The 19,995-nt window shown below is 70.9% G+C and carries 17 protein-coding genes, 2 pseudogenes and 1 riboswitch; of the genes and pseudogenes, 7 read left to right on the top strand and 12 right to left on the bottom strand.

Features of this window, described 5'->3' with window-relative positions:
• The first annotated feature begins 157 nt into the window (after positions 1-157).
• Entirely contained in the window at positions 158-2,143 is a 1,986-nt protein-coding gene (locus SSPN_RS0121285) for an FUSC family protein (RefSeq protein WP_029535578.1), read from the top strand.
• A 259-nt stretch (positions 2,144-2,402) separates the two neighbouring features.
• Here SSPN_RS0121285 and thiG read toward each other — a convergent pair whose 3' ends face one another.
• The 3 genes and pseudogenes from thiG to thiO form a co-directional block, all read right to left on the bottom strand.
• On the bottom strand, positions 2,403-3,167 hold the full coding sequence (gene thiG, locus SSPN_RS0121280) for a thiazole synthase (protein WP_010308431.1): 765 nt from the start codon (positions 3,165-3,167) through the stop codon (positions 2,403-2,405).
• A 142-nt stretch (positions 3,168-3,309) separates the two neighbouring features.
• Positions 3,310-3,510, bottom strand: a complete 201-nt coding sequence (gene thiS / locus SSPN_RS0121275; protein ID WP_010308428.1) for a sulfur carrier protein ThiS — start codon at positions 3,508-3,510, stop codon at positions 3,310-3,312.
• Positions 3,510-4,628 (bottom strand): annotated as a pseudogene (gene thiO, locus SSPN_RS0121270) (glycine oxidase ThiO); the annotation flags it as partial. The gene thiS and the pseudogene thiO, both read right to left, overlap by 1 nt.
• Positions 4,616-4,721, bottom strand: a riboswitch (TPP riboswitch). Its footprint overlaps the pseudogene before it by 13 nt.
• A 123-nt stretch (positions 4,722-4,844) precedes the next feature.
• On the opposite strand from thiO, the gene thiE reads away from it, so the two are divergent.
• A complete protein-coding gene (gene thiE, locus SSPN_RS0121265) occupies positions 4,845-5,516 on the top strand; it encodes a thiamine phosphate synthase (protein ID WP_029535577.1) in 672 nt (223 codons plus the stop codon).
• Between the two features lie 132 nt (positions 5,517-5,648).
• On the opposite strand, the gene SSPN_RS0121260 is transcribed toward thiE, so the two are convergent.
• From SSPN_RS0121260 to SSPN_RS0121250, 3 genes are all read right to left on the bottom strand, one after another.
• The gene (locus SSPN_RS0121260) at positions 5,649-6,791 is read right to left on the bottom strand and encodes a S1 family peptidase (protein WP_010308419.1); all 1,143 of its coding nucleotides are present in this window, start codon (positions 6,789-6,791) and stop codon (positions 5,649-5,651) included.
• Positions 6,792-6,951: 160 nt separating this feature from the next.
• Positions 6,952-7,872, bottom strand: coding sequence for a hypothetical protein (locus tag SSPN_RS0121255; RefSeq protein ID WP_010308414.1), 921 nt, complete (start codon positions 7,870-7,872; stop codon positions 6,952-6,954).
• A gap of 193 nt (positions 7,873-8,065) precedes the next feature.
• Positions 8,066-8,821: a GntR family transcriptional regulator gene (locus SSPN_RS0121250; RefSeq protein ID WP_010308410.1), complete on the bottom strand. Its 756-nt coding sequence runs from the start codon at positions 8,819-8,821 to the stop codon at positions 8,066-8,068.
• A gap of 307 nt (positions 8,822-9,128) precedes the next feature.
• Between SSPN_RS0121250 and SSPN_RS0121245 the strand changes: the two genes are divergently transcribed.
• From SSPN_RS0121245 to SSPN_RS0121230, 4 genes are read left to right on the top strand one after another with little or no spacing between them, the layout of a single operon-like run.
• Positions 9,129-10,397, top strand: a complete 1,269-nt coding sequence (locus tag SSPN_RS0121245; RefSeq protein ID WP_010308407.1) for an extracellular solute-binding protein — start codon at positions 9,129-9,131, stop codon at positions 10,395-10,397.
• Between the two features lie 2 nt (positions 10,398-10,399).
• Positions 10,400-11,365, top strand: a complete 966-nt coding sequence (locus tag SSPN_RS0121240; RefSeq protein ID WP_101376379.1) for a carbohydrate ABC transporter permease — start codon at positions 10,400-10,402, stop codon at positions 11,363-11,365.
• A complete protein-coding gene (locus SSPN_RS0121235) occupies positions 11,362-12,183 on the top strand; it encodes a carbohydrate ABC transporter permease (protein WP_010308401.1) in 822 nt (273 codons plus the stop codon). Before SSPN_RS0121240 ends, SSPN_RS0121235 begins: the two co-directional genes overlap by 4 nt.
• Positions 12,184-12,243: 60 nt before the next feature.
• On the top strand, positions 12,244-13,293 hold the full coding sequence (locus tag SSPN_RS0121230) for an SIS domain-containing protein (RefSeq protein ID WP_010308397.1): 1,050 nt from the start codon (positions 12,244-12,246) through the stop codon (positions 13,291-13,293).
• 439 nt (positions 13,294-13,732) lie between these two features.
• Here the strand turns inward: SSPN_RS0121230 and SSPN_RS51480 are convergent, their stop codons facing one another.
• Positions 13,733-13,936, bottom strand: coding sequence for an amidohydrolase family protein (locus SSPN_RS51480; protein ID WP_337466348.1), 204 nt, complete (start codon positions 13,934-13,936; stop codon positions 13,733-13,735).
• Positions 13,937-14,188: 252 nt separating this feature from the next.
• Positions 14,189-15,031: an amidohydrolase family protein gene (locus SSPN_RS0121220; protein WP_010308390.1), complete on the bottom strand. Its 843-nt coding sequence runs from the start codon at positions 15,029-15,031 to the stop codon at positions 14,189-14,191.
• Between the two features lie 233 nt (positions 15,032-15,264).
• Between SSPN_RS0121220 and SSPN_RS0121215 the strand changes: the two genes are divergently transcribed.
• Positions 15,265-16,227: an N-acetylglucosamine kinase gene (locus SSPN_RS0121215; RefSeq protein WP_010308386.1), complete on the top strand. Its 963-nt coding sequence runs from the start codon at positions 15,265-15,267 to the stop codon at positions 16,225-16,227.
• Positions 16,228-16,732: 505 nt separating this feature from the next.
• Here SSPN_RS0121215 and dapA read toward each other — a convergent pair.
• The 4 genes and pseudogenes from dapA to SSPN_RS0121190 all read right to left on the bottom strand — a co-directional run.
• Positions 16,733-17,605, bottom strand: coding sequence for a 4-hydroxy-tetrahydrodipicolinate synthase (dapA, locus tag SSPN_RS0121205; RefSeq protein WP_237710677.1), 873 nt, complete (start codon positions 17,603-17,605; stop codon positions 16,733-16,735).
• A complete protein-coding gene (locus SSPN_RS0121200; RefSeq protein WP_044575253.1) occupies positions 17,602-18,207 on the bottom strand; it encodes a DUF3159 domain-containing protein in 606 nt (201 codons plus the stop codon). The genes dapA and SSPN_RS0121200 overlap by 4 nt, the downstream gene beginning before the upstream one ends.
• 344 nt (positions 18,208-18,551) lie before the next feature.
• Positions 18,552-19,283: an ESX secretion-associated protein EspG gene (locus SSPN_RS0121195; protein WP_010308374.1), complete on the bottom strand. Its 732-nt coding sequence runs from the start codon at positions 19,281-19,283 to the stop codon at positions 18,552-18,554.
• Between the two features lie 192 nt (positions 19,284-19,475).
• Positions 19,476-19,995: pseudogene (locus tag SSPN_RS0121190) on the bottom strand (hypothetical protein); the annotation flags it as partial.

Raw genomic sequence — 19,995 nt, 5'->3', positions numbered from 1 at the left:
CCCTAATAGAGTGATTTTTCTCCCGAATATGTAACCCGAATGGCGTGCCCCATCGACACAATGGTTGAGAAGCGCGTATTTCCCGAGACTGCGGGACATCAGCGGTTGCGGTCTGCTGCGCGCTGCGCGCACGACGACGACAGGGGTTTGCAACAGCGTGGCTAAATCGGTGTGGACACGAGTGCGGGGACTGCTGGCCACCGAGGCAGGAGCACCGGACCCCCGACAGCGCCAGTACGCCGTGCTGGTGCTCGTCGCCGTGGTGGCCGGTACCGCCACCGGATGGATCTTCGACCTGCAGACCCCGGCGCTGATCGCCGGGTTGACCGCGGTGCTGGCACTGGTCGCCACCGGCGGTCAGTCGCTGCGCTCCGACGTGCGCCGGTTCGTCTGGTTCACCCCGGCGCTGGTGCTCGTGATGACCGTCGGTCCGCTGCTGGTGAACATCCCGGTGCTGGCCGGGCTCGCGGTGGCGCTGGTGGTCTTCGGCAGCGGCATGCTGCCCGCGCTGGGCGAGCACTACCGCATCGGCGGGCAGACCTTCGCCGCCGCGACGCTGGTGTCCACCACCACCGGGATCGGCTCCGACCAGCCGGTGCTGGTGCTGCTGGCCTCGACCGCCGCCGGCGCGCTGTTCGCGCTGGTGCTGCGGGTGATCATCGGCCTCGGCGACCCGACCAGGGCGACTCGCGTGGCGGTCGCCCGGACGCTGCTCGAACCCGGGCCGGGCGTGGTCGAATCGGCCGCCGCCGCGTGGCGCGCCGACGGTTCGGCCACCTGGCTCGGCCAGGTGCTGGCCGGCGCGGCTCGCTTCCGCGCGGCGCGCGAAACCCTGCTCGCGCTGGCCCAGCAGAGCGACCGGGCGGAAGCCGCCCGCCTGGAGCAGATCATCGCGGAGGCCGACCAGGTCGCCGCCGAGCTCGCCCGTGCGGTGCGCTCCCGCGCCTGCACCGGACTCCCGGCCGCGGCTCGCCGCGACCCGGCGCAGGCCGTGGTCGCCCGCGGCGGACGGCAGGACCTGCCGGACGCCGTCCAGGGCCTCAACCAGGGGCTGGACCGGATCCGCGCCGCGGTAATGCGCCGCGTCGAGACCCCGCTGCCGCCGCCGGCTCCCGGCGCGCGCCGGGAGCGGGTCATGGGCGCGGTCCGCGCGCACCTCTCGTTCCGCTCTTCGCTGTTCCGGCACGCGCTGCGCTGCACCCTCGCGGTCGCCTTCGGCATGGTGATCGTCCTGCTGCTGCGCGACCCCTCGGCGTCCAGCCTGCTGCTCGCGCTGTACGTGGTGCTGCAGCCGGCGGCGCGGGACAGCATGACCGGCGCGTTGGAGCGGACCGGCGGCGCGGTGCTCGGCGTGACCGGGCTGGCCGTGCTGATCACCCTGCTGCCGGGCGCGTTCCTGCTGGTGCCGCTGGTGATCGGCGGCATGCTGCTGAACATGACGCGGCTGCGCGCGGACTACCAGGCGCTGCTCGGCTGCCTGATCGTGGTGACCGTCGTCGACCAGGCGATGCGGCTGGACCGACCGCTGGTGAACGTGGGCATCAGCTTCGCGGCGAACACCGCGGTCGGTGCGGCCATCGCGCTGAGCGTCGGCTACGTCAGCTACCTGGTCCTGCCCAGCAGCATCCTGCCGGACGTGCGCGGCGCGGTGCGGTCCACGGTGTGGGCGGTGTCCGAGCTGCTGCGCAGCGTGCGAGCGGCCGGGCAGGGCGTCGACCTGCCCGTGGCGCTGCAGGCGGCGAACGTGCTGGCGTTGCGGCGCACCCAGGACCTGCTGGGCATGCCGGCAATGCTCGACGGGACCGGTGAAGAGACCGACGACGACCGCGCGACGCGTGCGGCGGCCATCGCGCTCGACGCGTTGCGGCAGGACGTCGCGACACTCGCGTTCCGGCCGGAGGCCGAGCAGGCGGTCGCGGTTCCGGCGCTGCGCGCGGTGGACGACCTGCTGGGCGGCAAGCCGACGGCGAAGATCCCGGACGTGCCGGCGGGCAGCGCCCCGGCGACGGAGCTGCTGGCGAGCTCGCTGGTGGAGAACGCCCTGCACGCCCGCCAGGCGATCGACCGGACCTTCGGCTACGACAGCCCGTGGAAGAGCTACACGATCAGCTTCGTCCGCCCCGAACGCCTCCACATCCGCTGACCCGGGACCGAACCCGGGTCGTGCGTGTGGTGGTGCCTGAACCCCGCGCGCGACGTCGCCCCCCTGCGGTGGCTGCTGGCGGTCGGCGTCGGCGCGGCGATCATGATCGCCGACTTGGCGCGTTGGGACCTGCTGCTGTGGCCACCGTTCTTCCTGCTCTGCGGGTGTGCTGGACGCTGGCCGGCTGACGGCTCGGCCGGGACCGCCCAGCCTCCGGCCGGAACCGGTGAGCCGGTCCCTGCCGGTCAGCGCCCTCCGCTCACTCCAGGGGACGGCCGGGACTGGAGGCCTGGGCCCAGAAGCGCTTGGGGATTCGGCCCGCCAGGGACGCCAGGCGGCCTCCCTCGACTGCCGCTCGCATCGCCGCCGCCATGCGCTCCGGATCCTGGGCGCGGGTAACCGCCGTGGCCAGGAGGACCGCGGAGCAGCCGAGCTCCATCGCCAGCGCCGCGTCCGAGGCCGTGCCGATGCCCGCGTCCAGCACGATCGGCACCGACGCGCGGGAGACGATCATCTCGATGTTGTGCGGGTTCCGGATGCCCAGGCCAGTGCCGATCGGCGAACCGAGCGGCATCACCGCCGCGCAGCCGACCTCCTCCAGCTTCAGCGCAAGCACCGGGTCGTCGTTGGTGTAGGCGAGCACCACGAAGCCCTGGTCGACCAGCTGTTCCGCGGCGTCGAGCAGCTCCACCGGGTCGGGCAGCAGGGTGTCCTCGTCGGCGACGACCTCCAGTTTGACCCAGTTCGTCTCCAGCGCCTCCCGCGCCAGCTGCGCGGTCAGCACGGCCTCAGCCGCCGTCCGGCAGCCCGCCGTGTTCGGCAGTGCTTCGATGCCGAGCTTGCGCAGCAGGTCGAGCACCCCGGTGCCGCCACCGGCGTCTGCGCGGCGCATCGCCACGGTCGTCAGCTCGGTTCCGGACGCGATCAGCGCGCGCTCCAGGACCGCGAGGTTCGTCGCCCCTCCGGTCCCGGTGATCAGTCGCGAACCGAACTCGCGGCCGGCGATCACCAACGGGTCGTCCATAACTCTCCTAACGACGGGTCCGGGTGGCGCGGGTACCGATGCCCCGGTTCGATGCGCTTCCGCTGCCCCGCAAAGGGTTTGTTCGGGCTGGACCGCAACCTTTCGGGTTGGAAGCCCCTCCTCCGGGTGGGGCGGAGCCACGTCACCCTCCTTGCACTGCGGTGAGGACCTCGATGGTCGCATCGAGGCTCAGCGTGGTGTCCGGCCACACGGCACGCGGCACGACCGTCCCATCCAGCGCCACGGCCACGCCCCGGTCGGGCACCCCGAATTCCTGCAGCACCGCCGCGAGCGTTGCGTCGGCGGCTACCTGCCGGGTCTCCCCGTTGATCATGACGTGCACTACTGTCCTCCCCATCGGCTCGGATCGGCGGCCTTGATCTCGGTGGCGGGCTCCTCGCCGTGCAGCAGCGCGAGCACCGCCTCGCCGGTGACCGGGGCGAGCAGGAAGCCGCCGCGGTGGTGCCCGGTGGCCGCCAGCACACCGGGTTCCAGCCAGCCGAGCACCGGCAGGTTGTCATCGGTGCTCGGGCGCAACCCGGCCGCGGCCTCGACGAGCTTGTACTCGGCGATGCCAGGCAGCAGCCGCTCGGCGTCGGCGATCAGGTCTCGCACCCCGCCCACGGTGACCTCGGTGTCGAACCCGACCTCGTACTGGGTGGCACCGAGCACCAGCCCGCCGTCGTCGCGCGGCACCAGGTAGGTCTGTCGGCCGCGCACCGGACCGCGGATCGTGCGGCTGGGCGGCGGCAGCGCCGTGGTCCGCGCGCGCAGACGGAGGATTTCGCCCTTCACCGGCCGGATCCGGTCCTTCAGCACGGGGTGCAGCGCGCCCGAGTGGACGCCCGCCGCGATCACCACGACATCGCAGTCCACAGTGGAATCTTCGAGCTCCACCGCACCGGGCCGGACCCGCTTCGCGTTCGCCGCGACGAAATCTACTCCCGCCGCAGCGGCGGCCGCGCGCAGCGCAGCCAGCGCGAGGCGGTTGTCGACCGCGAGGTCACCCGGCACCTCAAGCCCACCGCGCACCGCCGGTCCCAGGGACGGCTCCAGGCGTCGCACCTCCCGGCTGGTCAGGCGCGTGACGGTGCGGCCGAGCCGGGCGAGGTAGTCGACGAGGCTGTCCAGCTCGGCCCGGTCAGCGCTGTCCACGCCGACGACCAGGGTTCCCTCGCGGCGCAATCCCGAAGGCAGGCCGGAGGCTCGACCGAGTTCGTCGGCGAACGCCGGCCACAGCCGCAGCGACGCCTCGCCCAGTTCCAGCAGTTCCTCTTCGCCGGGCCACGCCTCGGCGATCGGCGCCAGCATCCCGCCAGCCACGTTGGAAGCCCCGGACGCCGGTTCGGCGTCGACGAGCTGCACCCGGTGTCCCACGGCGGCTGCGCGCCAGGCCACGGACATGCCGATCACGCCGCCTCCGACAACGACGACGTGTTTCTTCCGTTCTTCAGACACTCCACGCTCCCTGCGCCGGCATGACCCGGATCAGGTTCGACGGTCGGGGCCAACGCCCCCTCTCAGCCCGGTACCCGGACTCCCGTGCTCACCGAGAACCACCGTACCGGGCGAGGATTGCGACGTCAGGAGCGACGTCGAGCAATTTTCACGATGCCCGGGGCGTGAGCGCCGAAAGCGCGTCCGGCGACCGCGCCGCAGGGGGCTACCCTGTGGAACATGCCTGGATTGGACGGCTTCGGCATCCGCGCCCGCCTCGCCGAGTCGCGGCTGTACCTGTGCACCGACGCGCGCACCGAGCGCGGTGATCTCGCGGAGTTCGCGGACGCCGCCTTGGCCGGCGGGGTCGACATCATCCAGCTGCGGGACAAGCATCCGAACGGCGCTCCGCTGGAGGCCCGCCACGAGCTGGCGGCGCTGGAGGTGCTGGCCGCCGCCTGCGTGCGGCACGGCGCGCTGCTTGCCGTGAACGACCGCGCGGACGTGGCGATGGCCGCCGAGGCCGACGTCCTGCACCTCGGGCAGGACGACCTGCCGGTGGAGATCGCCCGGCGCATCGTCGGCGAGCACGTCGCGATCGGCCGGTCCACGCACGACGTGGTGCAGGCCGATGCCGCGGCCACCGAACCCGGCGTGGACTACTTCTGCACCGGTCCGGTGTGGACGACCCCGACCAAGCCGGGGCGTCAGGCGGCCGGGCTCGGCCTGGTGGAGCACGCCGCGGAGCACCGCGGGCACGGTCGGCCGTGGTTCGCGATCGGCGGCATCGGCCCGGAAAACCTCGACGAGGCCCGCAAGGCCGGGGCGGAGCGGATCGTCGTGGTCCGCGCGATCACCGAGGCCGAGGACCCCCGGGCGGCGGCCCGCGAACTCCGCGACCGCCTCGGCTGACATCCGCCGATCACCCGGTCCGCACCCGACGACCACCCGTCACCCACGTCGTCGAACCACGGTTTCAATTGAAACGTGACACCAAGGACATGACGCGGCCCCCGGCTGCTCGCCGGGGGCCGGTCGGGGGAGTTACTGGGTGAGCAAGCTCAGGCCGTAGGCCTGGAGGATCTCGTTCACCGGCTGGAAGTAGGTCGTGCCGCCGGAGGAGCAGTTGCCCGAACCGCCGGAGGTCACGCCCTGGGCCTGGTCGCCGGACAGCCACGAACCACCGGAGTCACCGGGCTCGGCACAGACGTCGGTGCGGGTCAGGCCGGTCACGGTACCCTGCGGGTACCGCACGGTCTGGTTCTTGGCCTGCACCGAACCGCAGTGCCAGCCCGTGGTGGAACCGGAGCGGCAGATGGACGCGCCCACGGCGGACTCGGTGGAGCCGGCCACGCTGACGTTGCTGCCGTTGTACTGGTTCACCAGCGGCTGCGGGGTCTCGCCAGCGCCGACCCGGACCCAGCCGTAGTCGTTGTCCGGGAACGACGAGCCCTCGAACTGGCCGGTGGGCTGCGACGTGGTTTCGCCCTCGTTGCCGCAATGCCCGGCGGTCACGAAGCCGCCCTGCACCGAGAACCCGACCGAGCAGCGGGCGCTGCCGATGTAGTAGGCGTTGCCACCGATGACGTCGGCCAAGGTGCGCGGGTCCTCCGTCGACTCCACGACCCGCACCGCGTCCACGAGAACGCCGGTGGACCGCACGAACTGCGCCGCCTGAACGACGCTGCCCGGCCTGGTGGTGATGACGACGGAGTTCGCGCGGCTGTCGGCGTACCAGCCGGAAACCGGCTTGGGGGCTGCGGCGCTGCGGAGGTTCAGGCCCTCGACGACCCCGTTGAGCTCCTCGATGGAGTAGTCGACCAGCGTGGGCTCGGCACCGGCCGCCCGCACCGCATCGAAGGCCGCCGAGTCGGTGACGCCGACGACGAGCTTGCCGCTCGCCGGGTCGAAGTAGGCCCCGCCGAAGGTGCCGCCCAGCGAGGTGCGGAGCTGCTGCTCCGCACGGTTGGCGTCGGCTTCCTGGTCGAGCCGCTGGAGGGCCTGGTCCCGGTTGAGGCCCAGGTCGCGCTGCATCGCGTCGAGCAGGGTCGCCGGTTCGCTCGCGGGCGGCGCGGTTTCGGTGGCGGTGGCGGTGGCGGTGGCGGTGGCTGGCATGGTCAGCGCGGCCACCGTCCCCGCCGCCAACATCACGGTCCCGGCCACCCGGGCCGCGAGTCTGCGCTTCATCCGATGTCTCCCTCTTCGTGAGCTGGATCTCAGAGCCCCAGTCGCCGATCCAGTATCAGAGGGGTTCACCAGTCCCACATCTCCCTTTTGCCCCATATCGCCCAAAACGCCCCTTGTGCAACTCGATCGAGTTGCACAAGGGGCGCCTGACCTGGGGTTTTTATCGCCCAGAAGTGGACTGCTGCAGCTCCCCCGTCCTAGCGGCGGGGTCGCGCGGGTCGACGACGCCCGATGCCGGCGCCTGGCTCGGCTGCTCGGTCGAGGTCGGAGCCTGCGTCGGCTGCTGGGTGGGTGCCGGGGCCTCCGCGGAGGGGTGCTCCGCCGGCTGTTGGGTGGGTTTCACCTCCGTCGACGGCTGTGGCTGCTCGCTCGGGGTCTCCTGCGGCTTGGCCGGCTTGGCCGGGGTGCTGGGCGTTGGCTGCGGATCGCGGTGCAGCACCTGGCCGAGCGTCGTTCCGCCGTCGCCGCCGGAGAGCGGTTTGCCGGTCACACCTTCGACGCCGGTGACGATCAGCATGCTCAGCACGAAAGCCGCCGCGCAGCTAGCGGCCACCACGACCCACCGGGTCCGGAGCCTGCGCCGATCGGGGCTCGGCCCCGTCTCGACGACCTCGGTCGCCGGCTCCGTTCCGGACCAGCTCAGCATGCGGGTCGCGGCGTCGACGTCGATCTTCGCCGTGCGGTCCTCGTCCACCACCGTTTCCCCGCCCGGCCAGTGCATATCGGGCGTCAGGTAGACGTGCCGCGTCGCCTCGACCTTCTCGCCCTCCTTAGACACGAAGCGCGCGACGGTGGTCCGCTTGAGCCGCTTCTCCGAGGCCTTCGCGGCGGCGGTCACCGCCTTCTCCTTCGCGCTGTCGAATGACCGCTGGTAGAACGCCCCGCCCACGGTGATGACCACGCTCGTCAGCGCGGCGCCGAGCATCGTGCCCGCCACCCCGAGCCGGGATCCCAGGAAGGCGGCGGTCACCGAGGCCAGCGCCGCTCCCGCGACCTGGGTCGGTGCCAAGTCGATCTTCCTCTTGGGCTTCTCCCCCTCGGCCGATTCCTGCTCGCCGGACTCATCTTTCTGCCTGACCATTGCTCCCACGCTCTTGATGCACTCTCTCCAGAACGTTCTAACGCGGGAGTACAAGCGGTTTCTCCATAACGTTGCCGAACCGTGAGGACTCCCACTTACGCGTAACGCCGCGACCCGCCACGACGAAGGGCACCCCGACCGGGACACCCTTCAAGCGGACAAAACACAGTTTTAGCGCAAAACCGGCACCAACTCAGCTGGGTGGGTTGAGCCTCGCGACGAACTTGTAGCGGTCGCCGCGGTAGATCGACCGCACCCATTCCACCGGGTGCCCCTCGGTGTCGAACGAGTGCCGGGACAGCAGCAGCATCGGCAGGCCGACGTCGGAGCCAAGCAGCTCGGCCTCCTCCGGGCTGGCGAGTGCGGTCTCTATCGTCTCCTCGGCGTGCCCGAGCTCGACGTCGAAGTTCTCGCGCAGCACCTGGTAGAGGGAGCCGCCGGATTCCAGCCGGCCGGTCAGCCCGCGGAACCGGGCCAGCGGCAGGTGGGTGGTCTCGATGGCCATCGGCTCGCCGTCGGCCAACCGCAGCCGGCGCAGCCGCAGCACGGTCGAGCTCGGCTTGGTCCCGAGCAGCGCGGCCAGCTCCTCCGCGGCCGGTTCCTCGACGACCTCCAGCAGGCGCGAGGTGGGCTGGCGCCCCTGGGCGCGCATGTCCTCGGTGTAGCTGCTCAGCTGCAGCCGCTGAGCGACCTTCGGTTTGGCCGCGAAGGTGCCCTTGCCCTGCACCCGCAGCAGCCGCCCTTCCACGGTCAGCTCGGCGAGCGCCTGGCGCACCGTCGTGCGCGAGACGTCGAACTCGGCGGCCAGCGAGCGCTCGGTAGGAATCGGCGCACCGGGCGGCAGGGATCGGAGCATGTCCAGCAGGTGTTGCTTGAGCCCCCAGTATTTCGGTTCGCGTTGTGCGCGTCCGGGCGAGTCTGTGCCACCGGACACGGACGTTTCGAGCATCGTTCCTCCTACCGCAACCTTGCCGCCGTCGTTGCGCTCCCCGAGGCGTCGAGTCGCCGGCTTGCCGAGTCCTAATACCTCAGCATGCCCGAAAGTCGGCCGCGCGAGCGTCGCGGACTGCAGGGTTGCCGTCGCGATGCACGAGCGCCCAAAGCTCAAGCCAGCCTGATGCGTGCATGAACAGTAGCGCCGAAAAGTCTTGACATTGAGTGCCCTGGACCACAATCTTCATCACATTGGTCTACACCAAAGTGGGCGGGTGCCCGGCACCCGCGGCTCCGCGCTGGCGCGGAGGAAGGGGCGAACGTTGAAGACCTGGAGAGCGCTCGCAGCGGCAGCCGCGCTGTCGTTGGCACTCGCCGGCTGCGGCGGCGGTGCTAGCGAGAGCGACAACAAGCTGACCGTCTGGTTGATGGACGGCTCGGCGCCCGACGTGCTGATCGACGAGCTCAAGAAGGAGTTCGAGCAGACCCACCCTGGCATGAAGGTCGACTACCAGATCCAGCAGTGGAACGGCATCCAGGACCGCCTGACCACCGCGCTGACCAGCAACGACCCGCCGGACGTGATCGAGCTCGGGAACAGCCAGACCGCGCAGTTCTCCTCCGAGGGCACACTGCTGGACCTCACGGCCGACGCCGAGGGCATGCACAAGTCGCAGTGGGTGCCGGCGCTGGCCGAGTCCGGCGCGTGGGAGGGCAAGCAGTACGCCGTGCCGTTCTACGCCGCCAACCGCGTCTTCGTCTACAACAAGGAGCTGTTCCAGCAGGCCGGCATCACCCAGCCGCCCACCAACCGCGACGAGTTGCTCGCCACGATCACCAAGCTCGAACAGAAGCACGGCGCGGACCCCGACTTCCAGTCGCTCTACCTGCCAGGCCAGTCCTGGTACGCGTTGCTGTCGTTCATCTGGGACTCCGGCGGCGACCTCGCCGTCCGCGACGGCGCCAACTACAAGGGCGCCCTGGACACCGCCGAAGCCCGCGAGGGCGTCGAGTTTTACCAACAGCTGGTCAAGACCTCGGCGACGTCCGCCCCGGCCGACACCGACGAGGCCGAGCCGCAGCAGGCCGAGGTGTACGCCAAGGGCAAGGTCGCGATGATGATCGCGCTGCCCTGGGAGGTGCAGACGGCGGCGAAGACGAACCCGCAGATCGCCGAGCTCTCCGGCGCCTTCCCGATCCCGTCGAAGCACCCCGGCAAGACCGCCCCGGTGTTCCTCGGCGGCTCCACCCTGGCGATCCCGGCGGGCAGCGCCGACGCCGCGGCCGCCAAGGACTGGCTGAAGCTGTTGACCAGCCAGAAGTACCAGACCGAAATCGCGGACAGTGGTGTCGTGCCGGGCGCCTCGCAGGACACCAGCTCGCTGGAGAAGAGCCCGGTCAGCGCGGCTATGGCCGACGCGTCGAGGGACGGCAAGGTGCCGCCGGCGGTCCCGCAGTGGGCGGCCATCGAGTCCGGGCAGAACCCGTTGAAGGACATGATGACGGCGGTGCTGACCGGCCAGAAGTCGGTCGTCGACGCCACGATGGAGGCGAACGACAAGATCACCAAGGCGCTGGCGGGCAAGAACTGACCATGACGGCCACGCATACCCGCCCGGCGCCGGGCACTGCGGGTTCGCCCGTGGTGCCCGGCGCCCGGCGCCGCCCGCGAGCCCGGGAAGCGATGCCGTACCTGCTGCTCGCCCCCGCGGTGCTCGCCCTGATCATCCTGCTCGGCTGGCCCGCGGTGAACGTCGTCGTGACCAGCTTCCGCAAGCTCGACCTCGGCGAGCTCACCCGCGGCGAGTTCACCTGGATCGGCTTCGACAACTACGCCCAGATCCTCGCCAACCCCGAGTTCTGGACCGTCACGGCCCGGACCGTGGTGTTCACCGCGTGCATCGTGGCGGCCACGGTGGCCGGCGCCCTGCTGCTGGCGTTGCTGATGAAGCACGTGCCGGCGGTCCCGAGGGTGGTGCTGCAGGTCAGCCTGCTGCTGGCCTGGGCAATGCCCCAACTGGCCGCGACCACGGTATTCCAGTGGATCTTCGACCAGCAGTACGGGATCTTGAACAAAACGCTGGTGCTGCTCGGTTTCGACACCTTCGCCGGGAACTCCTGGTTCTCCAGCGGCACCAGCACGCTGACCGTGGTGGGCATCCTGATCGTCTGGCAGGCCGTGCCGTTCGTGGCGATGACGCTGTACGCCGCGCTGCTCGGGGTGCCCAAGGACCTCTACGAATCGGCCGGGATCGACGGCGCGGGCGGCTGGCAGACGTTCACCTCGATCACCTGGCCGCACCTCAAGCCGGTGCTGATGATCGTGACATTCCTGTCGATCCTGTGGGACTTCAAGGTGTTCTCGCAGGTGTGGGCGATGCGCGAGGGCGGCCCGGACGGCGGGAGCACCACGCTGCCGGTCATGCAGTACCTCGAAGGCATCGCGGGCAAGCACTTCGGCGTGGCCGCCGCGGTCAGCGTGCTGATGGTGCTCGTGCTCGTTGTCGTCTGCGCCCAGTACCTGCGGCTGCTGCTGCGCTCTCAGGAGGTGGAGCTGTGAGGGCCCGCCGGATCGGGTTGTCGGTGCTGGCCGTGGCCATCGCGCTGGTGTTCGTGTTCCCGACATACTGGATGTTCGCCAGCTCGCTCAAGCCACGCGGCGAGGTGTTGTCGACGTCCTACGACCTGGTGCCGGCCTCGGTCACGCTGCAGAACTACGCGACCGCGCTGCTGGGCTCGGACTTCCTCCGCTACCTGGGCAACAGCCTGCTGGTCACGCTCACCGCGGTGGCGTGCTCGCTGGTCGCGGGCACGTTGGCGGCGTTGGCGATGAGCCGGTTCCGGTTCCGCGGGCGCAAGGGCTTCCTGATGCTCGTGCTGATCGCGCAGATGGTGCCGTTCGAGGCGCTGATGGTGCCGATGTTCCTGTTCATGCGGGATCTGGGGCTGCTGAACAAGCTGCCCTCGCTGATCCTCGTCTACTGGATCACGACGCTCCCGTTCACCATCTGGTCGCTGCGCGGGTTCATCGACGGAATCCCGATGGACCTGGAGGAGGCCGCGATGGTGGACGGCTGCGGCCGGGCCGAGGCGTTCCGGCGGGTCACCCTGCCGCTGCTGGGGCCGGGCCTGGTGGCCACCTCGGTGTTCGCGTTCATCACGGCCTGGAACGAGTTCCTGTACGCGCTGATCTTCATGCGCTCCGAGGACCTCCAGACGCTGCCGGTGTTCCTGAAGACCTTCCAGAACGCGTTCGGCACGGACTGGGGCGCGACGATGGCCTCGGCCACCCTGTTCACGCTGCCGGTCCTGGTGTTCTTCCTGGCTGTACAGCGCAAGATGGTGTCGGGCGTCACGGCGGGCGCAGTGAAGGGCTAGCGGCGCCTCGCGCCTGACGATCCACCCCAAGTAGGATTGGTCTAGACCTCAACGGAAGGGATGGGCCTGATGACTGCCACCCCCGGTCAGCACATGACCGACGAGATCTCCCAGCAGCCCGCAATCTTCGCCGACCTGCTGGCGGGCCGGGAGGCGATCGCCGAGGTCGCCGAGATGATCGCGGAGCGCCGACCGCGCTTCGCGCTGCTGGCCGCGCGCGGCTCCAGCGACCACGCCGCGCTCTACGCGAAGTACCTGATCGAAGTCCTGCTCGAACTGCCCGTCGGGCTGGCATCGCCGTCGACAACCACGCTCTACGGGGCACAACCGAACCTGACCGACGTGCTGCTGGTGTCGGTCAGCCAGAGCGGCGGATCCCCCGACCTGCTTGAAGTCACCGAGTCCGGCCGCAAACGCGGCGCGCTGACGGTCGCGGTCACCAACACCGCGGACTCGCCGCTGAACTCCGCCGCAGAGCTGTCGGTGGACATCCGGGCGGGCCGCGAGCAGGCCGTGGCCGCGACCAAGACGTACAGCGCGACGTTGCTCGCCCTGTACCTGCTCGTCGACGCGGTCCGAGGCGGGACCGGCGGGCACGCGGAGCCGATCCCCGAGCTGGCCGCGACCGCCCTGGACGCCAGCCAGAAGGTGGTGGACGACGCGGTGCGCCGGTACCGCTTCGCGGAGCGGATGGTCACCACCGGCCGCGGCTTCTCGCTGGCCACCGCCTCCGAAGCGGCGCTGAAGCTTGCCGAGACCAGCTACCTATCGGCCCGCGCCTACAGCGGCGCTGACCTGCTGCACGGCCCGGTCGCGGCGGTCGACGAGGACACCGCGGTGCTCGCGTTGTGCAGCAAGGGGCGGGGCGGCGACGCGATGCGAGAGGTGCTCGACGTGGTCCACGAACGCGGCGCGGACGTCTGCGCCATCGGCTCGGCGGCCTCGGACGTGCGCGCCTCGCACCGCATCCCGGTGCCGGACTGCGCCGAGGAGCTGGCACCGGTACTGGAGGTCCTGCCAGCCCAGCAGCTCGCCCTCGGGCTGGCGCTGGCCCGCGGCTCCGACCCCGACAACCCGCGAGGCCTGAAGAAGGTCACCCGCACCCGGTGACAGTTGCGGGAGGAGGAAGCGAACGCCCCGCTCACCCCACCTATCGACACCAACAGTCCGTTCGCCCCAAACCCAACGGCCCGACACACACTACCCAGCACACAGCGATCTCGAAGCGAACGGACTGTTCACCCCGCCTATCGACGCGAACGGTCCGTTCGCGCCAAACCCCACAACCCAACACACCCCACCCAACACACAACGATTCCGAAGCGAACGGACTATTCACCCCCACCTATCGACGCGAACGGTCCGTTCGCGCCAAACCCAACGGCCCGACACACGCTGCCCAGCACACAGCAATGTCGAAGCGAACGGACTATTCACAGTAAAAGCCCGCCTCACCGAGGGGGCGGGGTGAGACGGGCATCGCCAGGCTACGCCGAACGGAGCAGGCCGCAAACCCCGGGGGCGCGGCATTCGGCAGAGTCGAAAGTCCCTAAATGTCGTATACCTCGCGGGCCGTGGCGTCGAACACCGCCGACCGCTGCCGGTCGCCGAGGCCCGCAGTCAGCTGCCGGGCCAAGTCCACGACCTGCCCGTAATCGGCAGCCAGCAGGCACACCGGCCAATCGGAGCCGAACATCAGCCGCCCCGGCCCGACGCGAACGGTCCGTTCGCCCCAAACCCAACGGCCCGACACGCTACCCAGCACACAGCAATGTCGAAGCGAACGGACTATTCACCCCGCCTATCGACGCGAACGGTCCGTTCGCGCCAAACCCAACGGCTCTCAGCGCGGCGGCGGGCCTGCGGGCCGGCGGGCCTTTTCGCTGCGGGGCGAGTAAAAGCCCGCCTCACCGAGGGGGCGGGGTGAGACGGGCATCGCCAGGCTACGCCGAACGGAGCAGGCCGCAAACCCCGGGGGCGCGGCATTCGGCAGAGTCGAAAGTCCCTAAATGTCGTATACCTCGCGGGCCGTGGCGTCGAACACCGCCGACCGCTGCCGGTCGCCGAGGCCCGCAGTCAGCTGCCGGGCCAAGTCCACGACCTGCCCGTAATCGGCAGCCAGCAGGCACACCGGCCAATCGGAGCCGAACATCAGCCGCCCCGGCCCGAACGCCTCCAGCACCACGTCCGCGTAGGGCGCCAGCCTCACTGGATCAGGTTGCCGGGCCCAGTCGTCCTCGGTGACCAGACCGGACAGCTTGCACACCACGTTGGGGAACGCGGCCAGCGCCCGGATCCGGCTCGCCCACGGCTCCAGCTCGCCGGTGGCCACCGGCGGCTTCGCGCAGTGGTCGAGCACGAAGGTCAGCTGCGGGAACTGGCCGACCGCCTTGATCGCGGCCGGCAGCTGGTGCACGCGGACCAGCAGTTCGTACACCAGCCCGGCGTCCTCGACCGCCGCCAGCCCGTTGAGCACGTCCGGGCGGATCAGCCAGTCCGGGTCGGATTCGTTCTCGACCTGGTGCTGGATGCCCTTCAGCCAGCCGCCGGAGGGGTGGGCCTGCAGGCGACCGATCTGCTCGCGGGCGTCCCGGGCGGTCAGGTCGACCCAGCCGACCACCGCCGCGATGCGGTCCACGCTGTCGGCCAGCACCAGCATCTCGGGCGTCTCGTTCGGGTCGGCGGCGGTCTGCACCAGGATCATGGCGTCCACTGCGGAGCCCTTGAGCGCCGCCTGCAGGTCGGCTGGCCGGAAGTCGCGACGCAGCGGCTCCATCTCGGCGCCGACGATCCACGGCTGGTCCCGGACGTCGAGGTCCCACAGGTGGTGGTGGGTGTCGACGGTCATCGAGCTCCCCCGCAACGGCCCGCGTTTCCGGCAGCTACCGCACCCGAACCATCCAAACAGGACAGCCCGGGGCGTGACCCGGCAAGGTCGTCCATTTCCAGCTCCCCGACTGATCAAGCAACGCCTCGATGTATAGCCGCTCGCCACTCCAGACGCCAGGGCTTTGCGGGAACGGTCGTGACCGGTCTGGTCGTGCCCACACCATTCCCGGTCGCGGCGGGTAGAAAGAGCGCATGCACGGCGACGAAACGGCCCTCGTACTGGGCTTGGACATCGGCGGCACCAACAGCCGGGCCCTGGTAAGCGACCTGTCGGGGCGGGTGCTGGGCCGCGGCGAAGCGGCCGGCGGCAACCCGAACTCGCACCCGGCCGACCAAGCGGTGCGGCAGATCGCCAACGCCGCGCGGTCCGCGCTCGCCGAGATCGATCCGGCGGCGGTGCGCAACTGCGTGATCGGCATGGCCGGGGTCAGCAAGATGGTTGATCCGGAGTTCAGCGCGCTGTTCGACCACGCGTGGTCCCGGCTCGGCCTGCTCTGCCCCAGGCGAGCGATCAGCGACTGCGAGGTGGCCTTCGCGGCGGGCACGCCGGAACCCGGCGGAACGGTGCTGATCGCGGGTACGGGGGCCATCGCGGCCCGGATCGAGCAGCACCGGATCGTCGCGACCATCGGCGGCCACGGCTGGCTGCTCGGCGACGAGGGGTCGGCGTTCTGGCTGGGCCGCGAAGCGGTGCGAGCAGCGCTGCGAGCGCTGGACCGCGACGAACCGCTGCACGGGCTCACGGCAGCCGTGCGCGATCGACTCCTGCCCACCGCACCGGATGCACCGGCGGCGCAGCGGAAGCAGCTGATCAGCACGGTGAACGCGGCCCCGCCGATCCGCTTGGCGGAGCTCGCACCGCTGGTCACGGCGGCTGCGGACGAAACGGCGGCCGACATCGTCCTGCGCGCCGCCCGCGTCCTGGCCGACACCGCTGCGGCCACCCGCGCCCACGGCGAAACCAGGACGATCGTGCTGGCTGGCGGCCTGGTGGCACCCGGTAACCCGGTCCGCGAGGCCCTGCGCGGCACGCTGTCGAAGCGCGGCTTCCAGGACCAGCGCACCGCAGGCCCCGGTGAAGCCGGCGCGGCCTGGCTGGCGGCTCTGGATCTCACCGCGGACCCGGAATCCCTCCATGAACGTCTGCTCGGCTGAGCACCGGAGGCGGCTTCCCGCGAGCGCTGCGCGCAGGTCGCCGTCTCCCGCATGACCTGTTGCGCTGCGGCCTCGTCAGTTCCCGTCGGCCAGCTGCCAGAGGTGCACAGCCATCCGGTCCGCGCGCGACCAGCTCGGCGTCACCGCGCTGCACCAGCAGCGCGCGCCCGGGCCAGCGCAGCACTTCAGGAGCGTCTGCGGACGCCGGATCCAGCGGTGCGGCGGCGGTGGCGACAACGGTGGCGACAGTTGAGCGACGAGCACGTAATCCCCGGCGTGGGGCAGGAACCTGAGCACGTTCACCCTACGGCCGGCGTTCTGCGCGCTTGAGCGTCAACGACCGGGGAAAGCGCCTGCCGGGGGGCGGTTCGGTACTGCGGCGTCCAGAACCGGCGGCATCCTGCTGATCCGCTGGAGCGGCTTTCTCGATCTCCCCGCCGCGCTGCGCTGATCAGCCGGACCGCGGGTCTTCGGGCGGCCCCGGCTCAGAAGACCCGCGGGGCCATCACAACCCGACTTCCTGCAAGCCCTTGCGGATGACGGCCAGTTCCGACTCGTCCGCGTCGACCAGCGGGAGGCGCAGGCCGCCGACCCGGTGGCCGATCAGGTTCAGCGCCGCCTTGACCGGGATCGGGTTGGTCGTCACCGACAACGCCGCGTACAGCGGCTTCAGCGCGGCGTCGATCTCCGCGCGGTGCTCCGGCTCGTCGACCATCCGCCGCATCTGCGGGCCCACCAGGTGGCTGGCCACGAGGATGCCGCCGAGACCCCCGAGGTCGAGGGCCGTCGCGAAGCCGTCGTCGTTGCCCGCGTACAGGCCGAGGCCGTCGATCTGGGCGAGCGCGGCGTTGTCCGCCTGCTTGACGTAGTCGATGTGCTCGACCTGGGCGAGCTCGGCGAGCAGGTCGTGCGGCAGCGACAGGCCGATCCGGGACGGCACGTTGTAGAGCACTACCGGCTTGTCCGTGGCCCGAGCGATCTCGGTGAAGTGCCGGACCAGGCCGCGCCGGTTCGGGCGGTTGTAGTAAGGGGTCACCGAGAGCACCGCGTCGGCACCGAGCTCGGTCGCCCGCTCCGTCATCTCGCAGGCGTGCACGGTGTTGTTCGACCCGGTCGAGGCGATCACCGTGGCACCCGCCGGGCGTTCCGCGCAGGCCAGCTCGATGAGCCGCAGGTGTTCCTCGTCGGTGAGCGTGGGCGCCTCGCCGGTCGTCCCGCAGACCACGATGCCGTCGGAGCCGTGGTCGATCAGGTGGCGGAAGAGGGCGAGGAAGGCGGATTCGTCGACGCGCATCTCGTCGTCGAACGGGGTGACTATCGCGGTGATCACGCTGCCGAGAGACATGACCGCATTCTGCTCCTCGAGCCGCGCGGTCACGACCGCGGATGCCGCAGCCCGGGGTGCTCCGGCGGCAGCGACCGCCGCACCACCCACCAGCTCGCCGCCACGCAGACCGCCACCAGCGGCCAGGTCAGCACGACCTGCGCGATGGTCAGCGCACCGGTGGCGCCCAGCAGCCACAGCGGGATGAACACGACCAGCCGCACCACGTACTGCCCGACCCAGACCCAGCTCGCCCGGCTGTAGGCGCGCAACAGCACCGGATCGCGGCGCCACCGCCGGGCCTGGCCGAGCGCCGCGCCGACGACCACGCCGAGCAGTGGCCAGCGGATCACGATGCTGATCATCCAGACGAGCGCGCTGAGGACGTTGGACGCCAGCCGGGGCAGGAAGAAGTCCGCGGCGTCGCCGGTGTACAGCGCGATCAGGGCACCGACCAGGACCGCGAGCAGGCTGATCAGCACCGCCAGCGGTCGGGCGCCCCGGTGCAGTCGCCAGCCCGCGATCAGCGCGCCCACCACAACGGCCGCGCCGCCGCCGATGGCGATCGACTCGCCACCGAGGAACCACCCGAGGCCGAACGCGATCGGCGGCAGGCTCGCGTCGACCGCGCTGCCGCGGCCGCCGAGCAGCCGCATGAACGAGTCGCGGTCGTCGCGGTCCGTTGCGATCTCCACCTGCCGGTCCTGGGTCACGGAACCCAGCCTGCCCTAACCAGGGCCCCGCTCGCACCCACCCGTGGTGCGCACCTCGCCCGGTTCCGGAATTTCCCCTGCTCGTCGGAGCGGCTCACGCCTGCGGCGGGCTCAGAGCCCGAGGCGCGTGCGGACAATGCTGGCCTTGCGATGCACCGGGACATGCTGGGACGTTCCTCCTGGCGATCTTGGTGCCCCCGGAAAGGCTGTGGAGAACTTCGGACGGCTGTGGAGAACTTCCGCAATTTCAATTGAAATTGCGGGGAACATACTGCCGTCTTAGGCGGTCAGTGCTGGCGGGCGCGGTCGAGGAGGGCCGCTAGCTGGCTGGCGATGCGGGGCTTGTCCGCCGGGCGGCAGGTGACGACGTCCTGGCCGTCGGCGCGCTCGCCCTGCAGGACGTAGCGACCCCGGTCGTTGTCGAACCAGATCAGGTTCGGGATCCGGCCGCGCGGGCCGCCCCGGCGGGCGCCGCCGACCACGAAGTGCCCGAGCCGGTACTTCTGCGCCGACGTGATCGCGCGCAGCTCGGCCAGCCCGTCGATGTCGGCATCGGTCGGGCGGCCGTGGCTGCGGTCGGCCACCGCGCGCACCTCACCGCCACCGCCGGGCGGCGCGTCGGGCAGCAGGTCGGCGCACACCCTCGGCAGGGTGTCCGGGGCGAGGAAGCTCATCCGCAACCCCCTGCCGTCGAGCACACCGACCACGCCGACCTCACCCGTCGCCACGACCCGCGCGGCGAGCCGCTGACCGGCGCGCACGTCGAGCAGCCCGGCGGCCGCGATCGACACCTCGGAGCTGCACAGCAGATACAGCGCGTCCTCGACCTCGGGCTCCGGCCGGCCGTTGCGAGCCAGGCCGGTCGACTCCAGCTCCTGCCACACCTGAGCGACCAGCCGGTTGCGGTCCTCCGCCTCGCCCATTCGCGGGAGATCGAACGGGTACTGGCGCACGGTGAGGTTCAGCTGCTCACCGAGCATGTCGACGGCGCTGATCGACAGGGTGATCGTCTCTACCATCACAGCTCATTTCGAGTCGGGGTGCGCCGACCGGCACCCCGGTCAGCGCGCCAACCGGGGCACCGGCCGGGCCCGCAAAGATCAGTCCCGCGAACGGCTGGAGCCACTCGCGGCCTGCACCGACGCGGGGTCGCACCGGGCGAAGACCCCCGAGGTTCCCGCACCGCTGCGCATGCCACTTCGAAGCAGTCCTCAGAAGTCCCGGAAGCTCGACGGGGCCTCGCCCAGCACCGGCGGGGCCACCAGCCGACCGCCGCTGTCTTCCTCTTCGAAGAGTTCGTCGGCCTCGATCAGGAACTGCGGAACCGCCCCGCTACCGCTCTCCCCCGGCTTGTAGTCGGAGCCGACGCGCAGGTCTTCGTCCTCCCGCCGTTCCTCCTTGAAGTCGTCGGCCGACCAGGTCATGTTCCGGCCGTAACCGGACCGCCCCGACGGCGACGCACCCCAGGTACCCGACGACCCCATCGGCCCGAACCCGCCGTCGGCGCGTTGCGCGAGCCTCGGCGCCCGCGCCGGTCGTGGCACCGGCCGGTCCGCCGGGGGCTGCTGTTCCGGTGAGCGCAGTGGTTCCTGGCGCGGCGGTGCCAGCGGGGCAGGCGATGGCCCGGCGTTGACCGGCATCGGACCGCTCCGCGGGCCGTCCGGCCGCGCGGGCGGCGGACCGACCCGGCGCCCGGCCTGCGGCATGGGTCCGCTCGGCGGCCCCTCGGGC

The sequence above is a fragment of the Saccharopolyspora spinosa NRRL 18395 genome (genome assembly GCF_000194155.1).
GTDB lineage: Bacteria > Actinomycetota > Actinomycetes > Mycobacteriales > Pseudonocardiaceae > Saccharopolyspora > Saccharopolyspora spinosa.
Note: the sequence above shows the minus strand (reverse complement) of the source record. Positions and strands in the feature narration are given on the sequence as shown.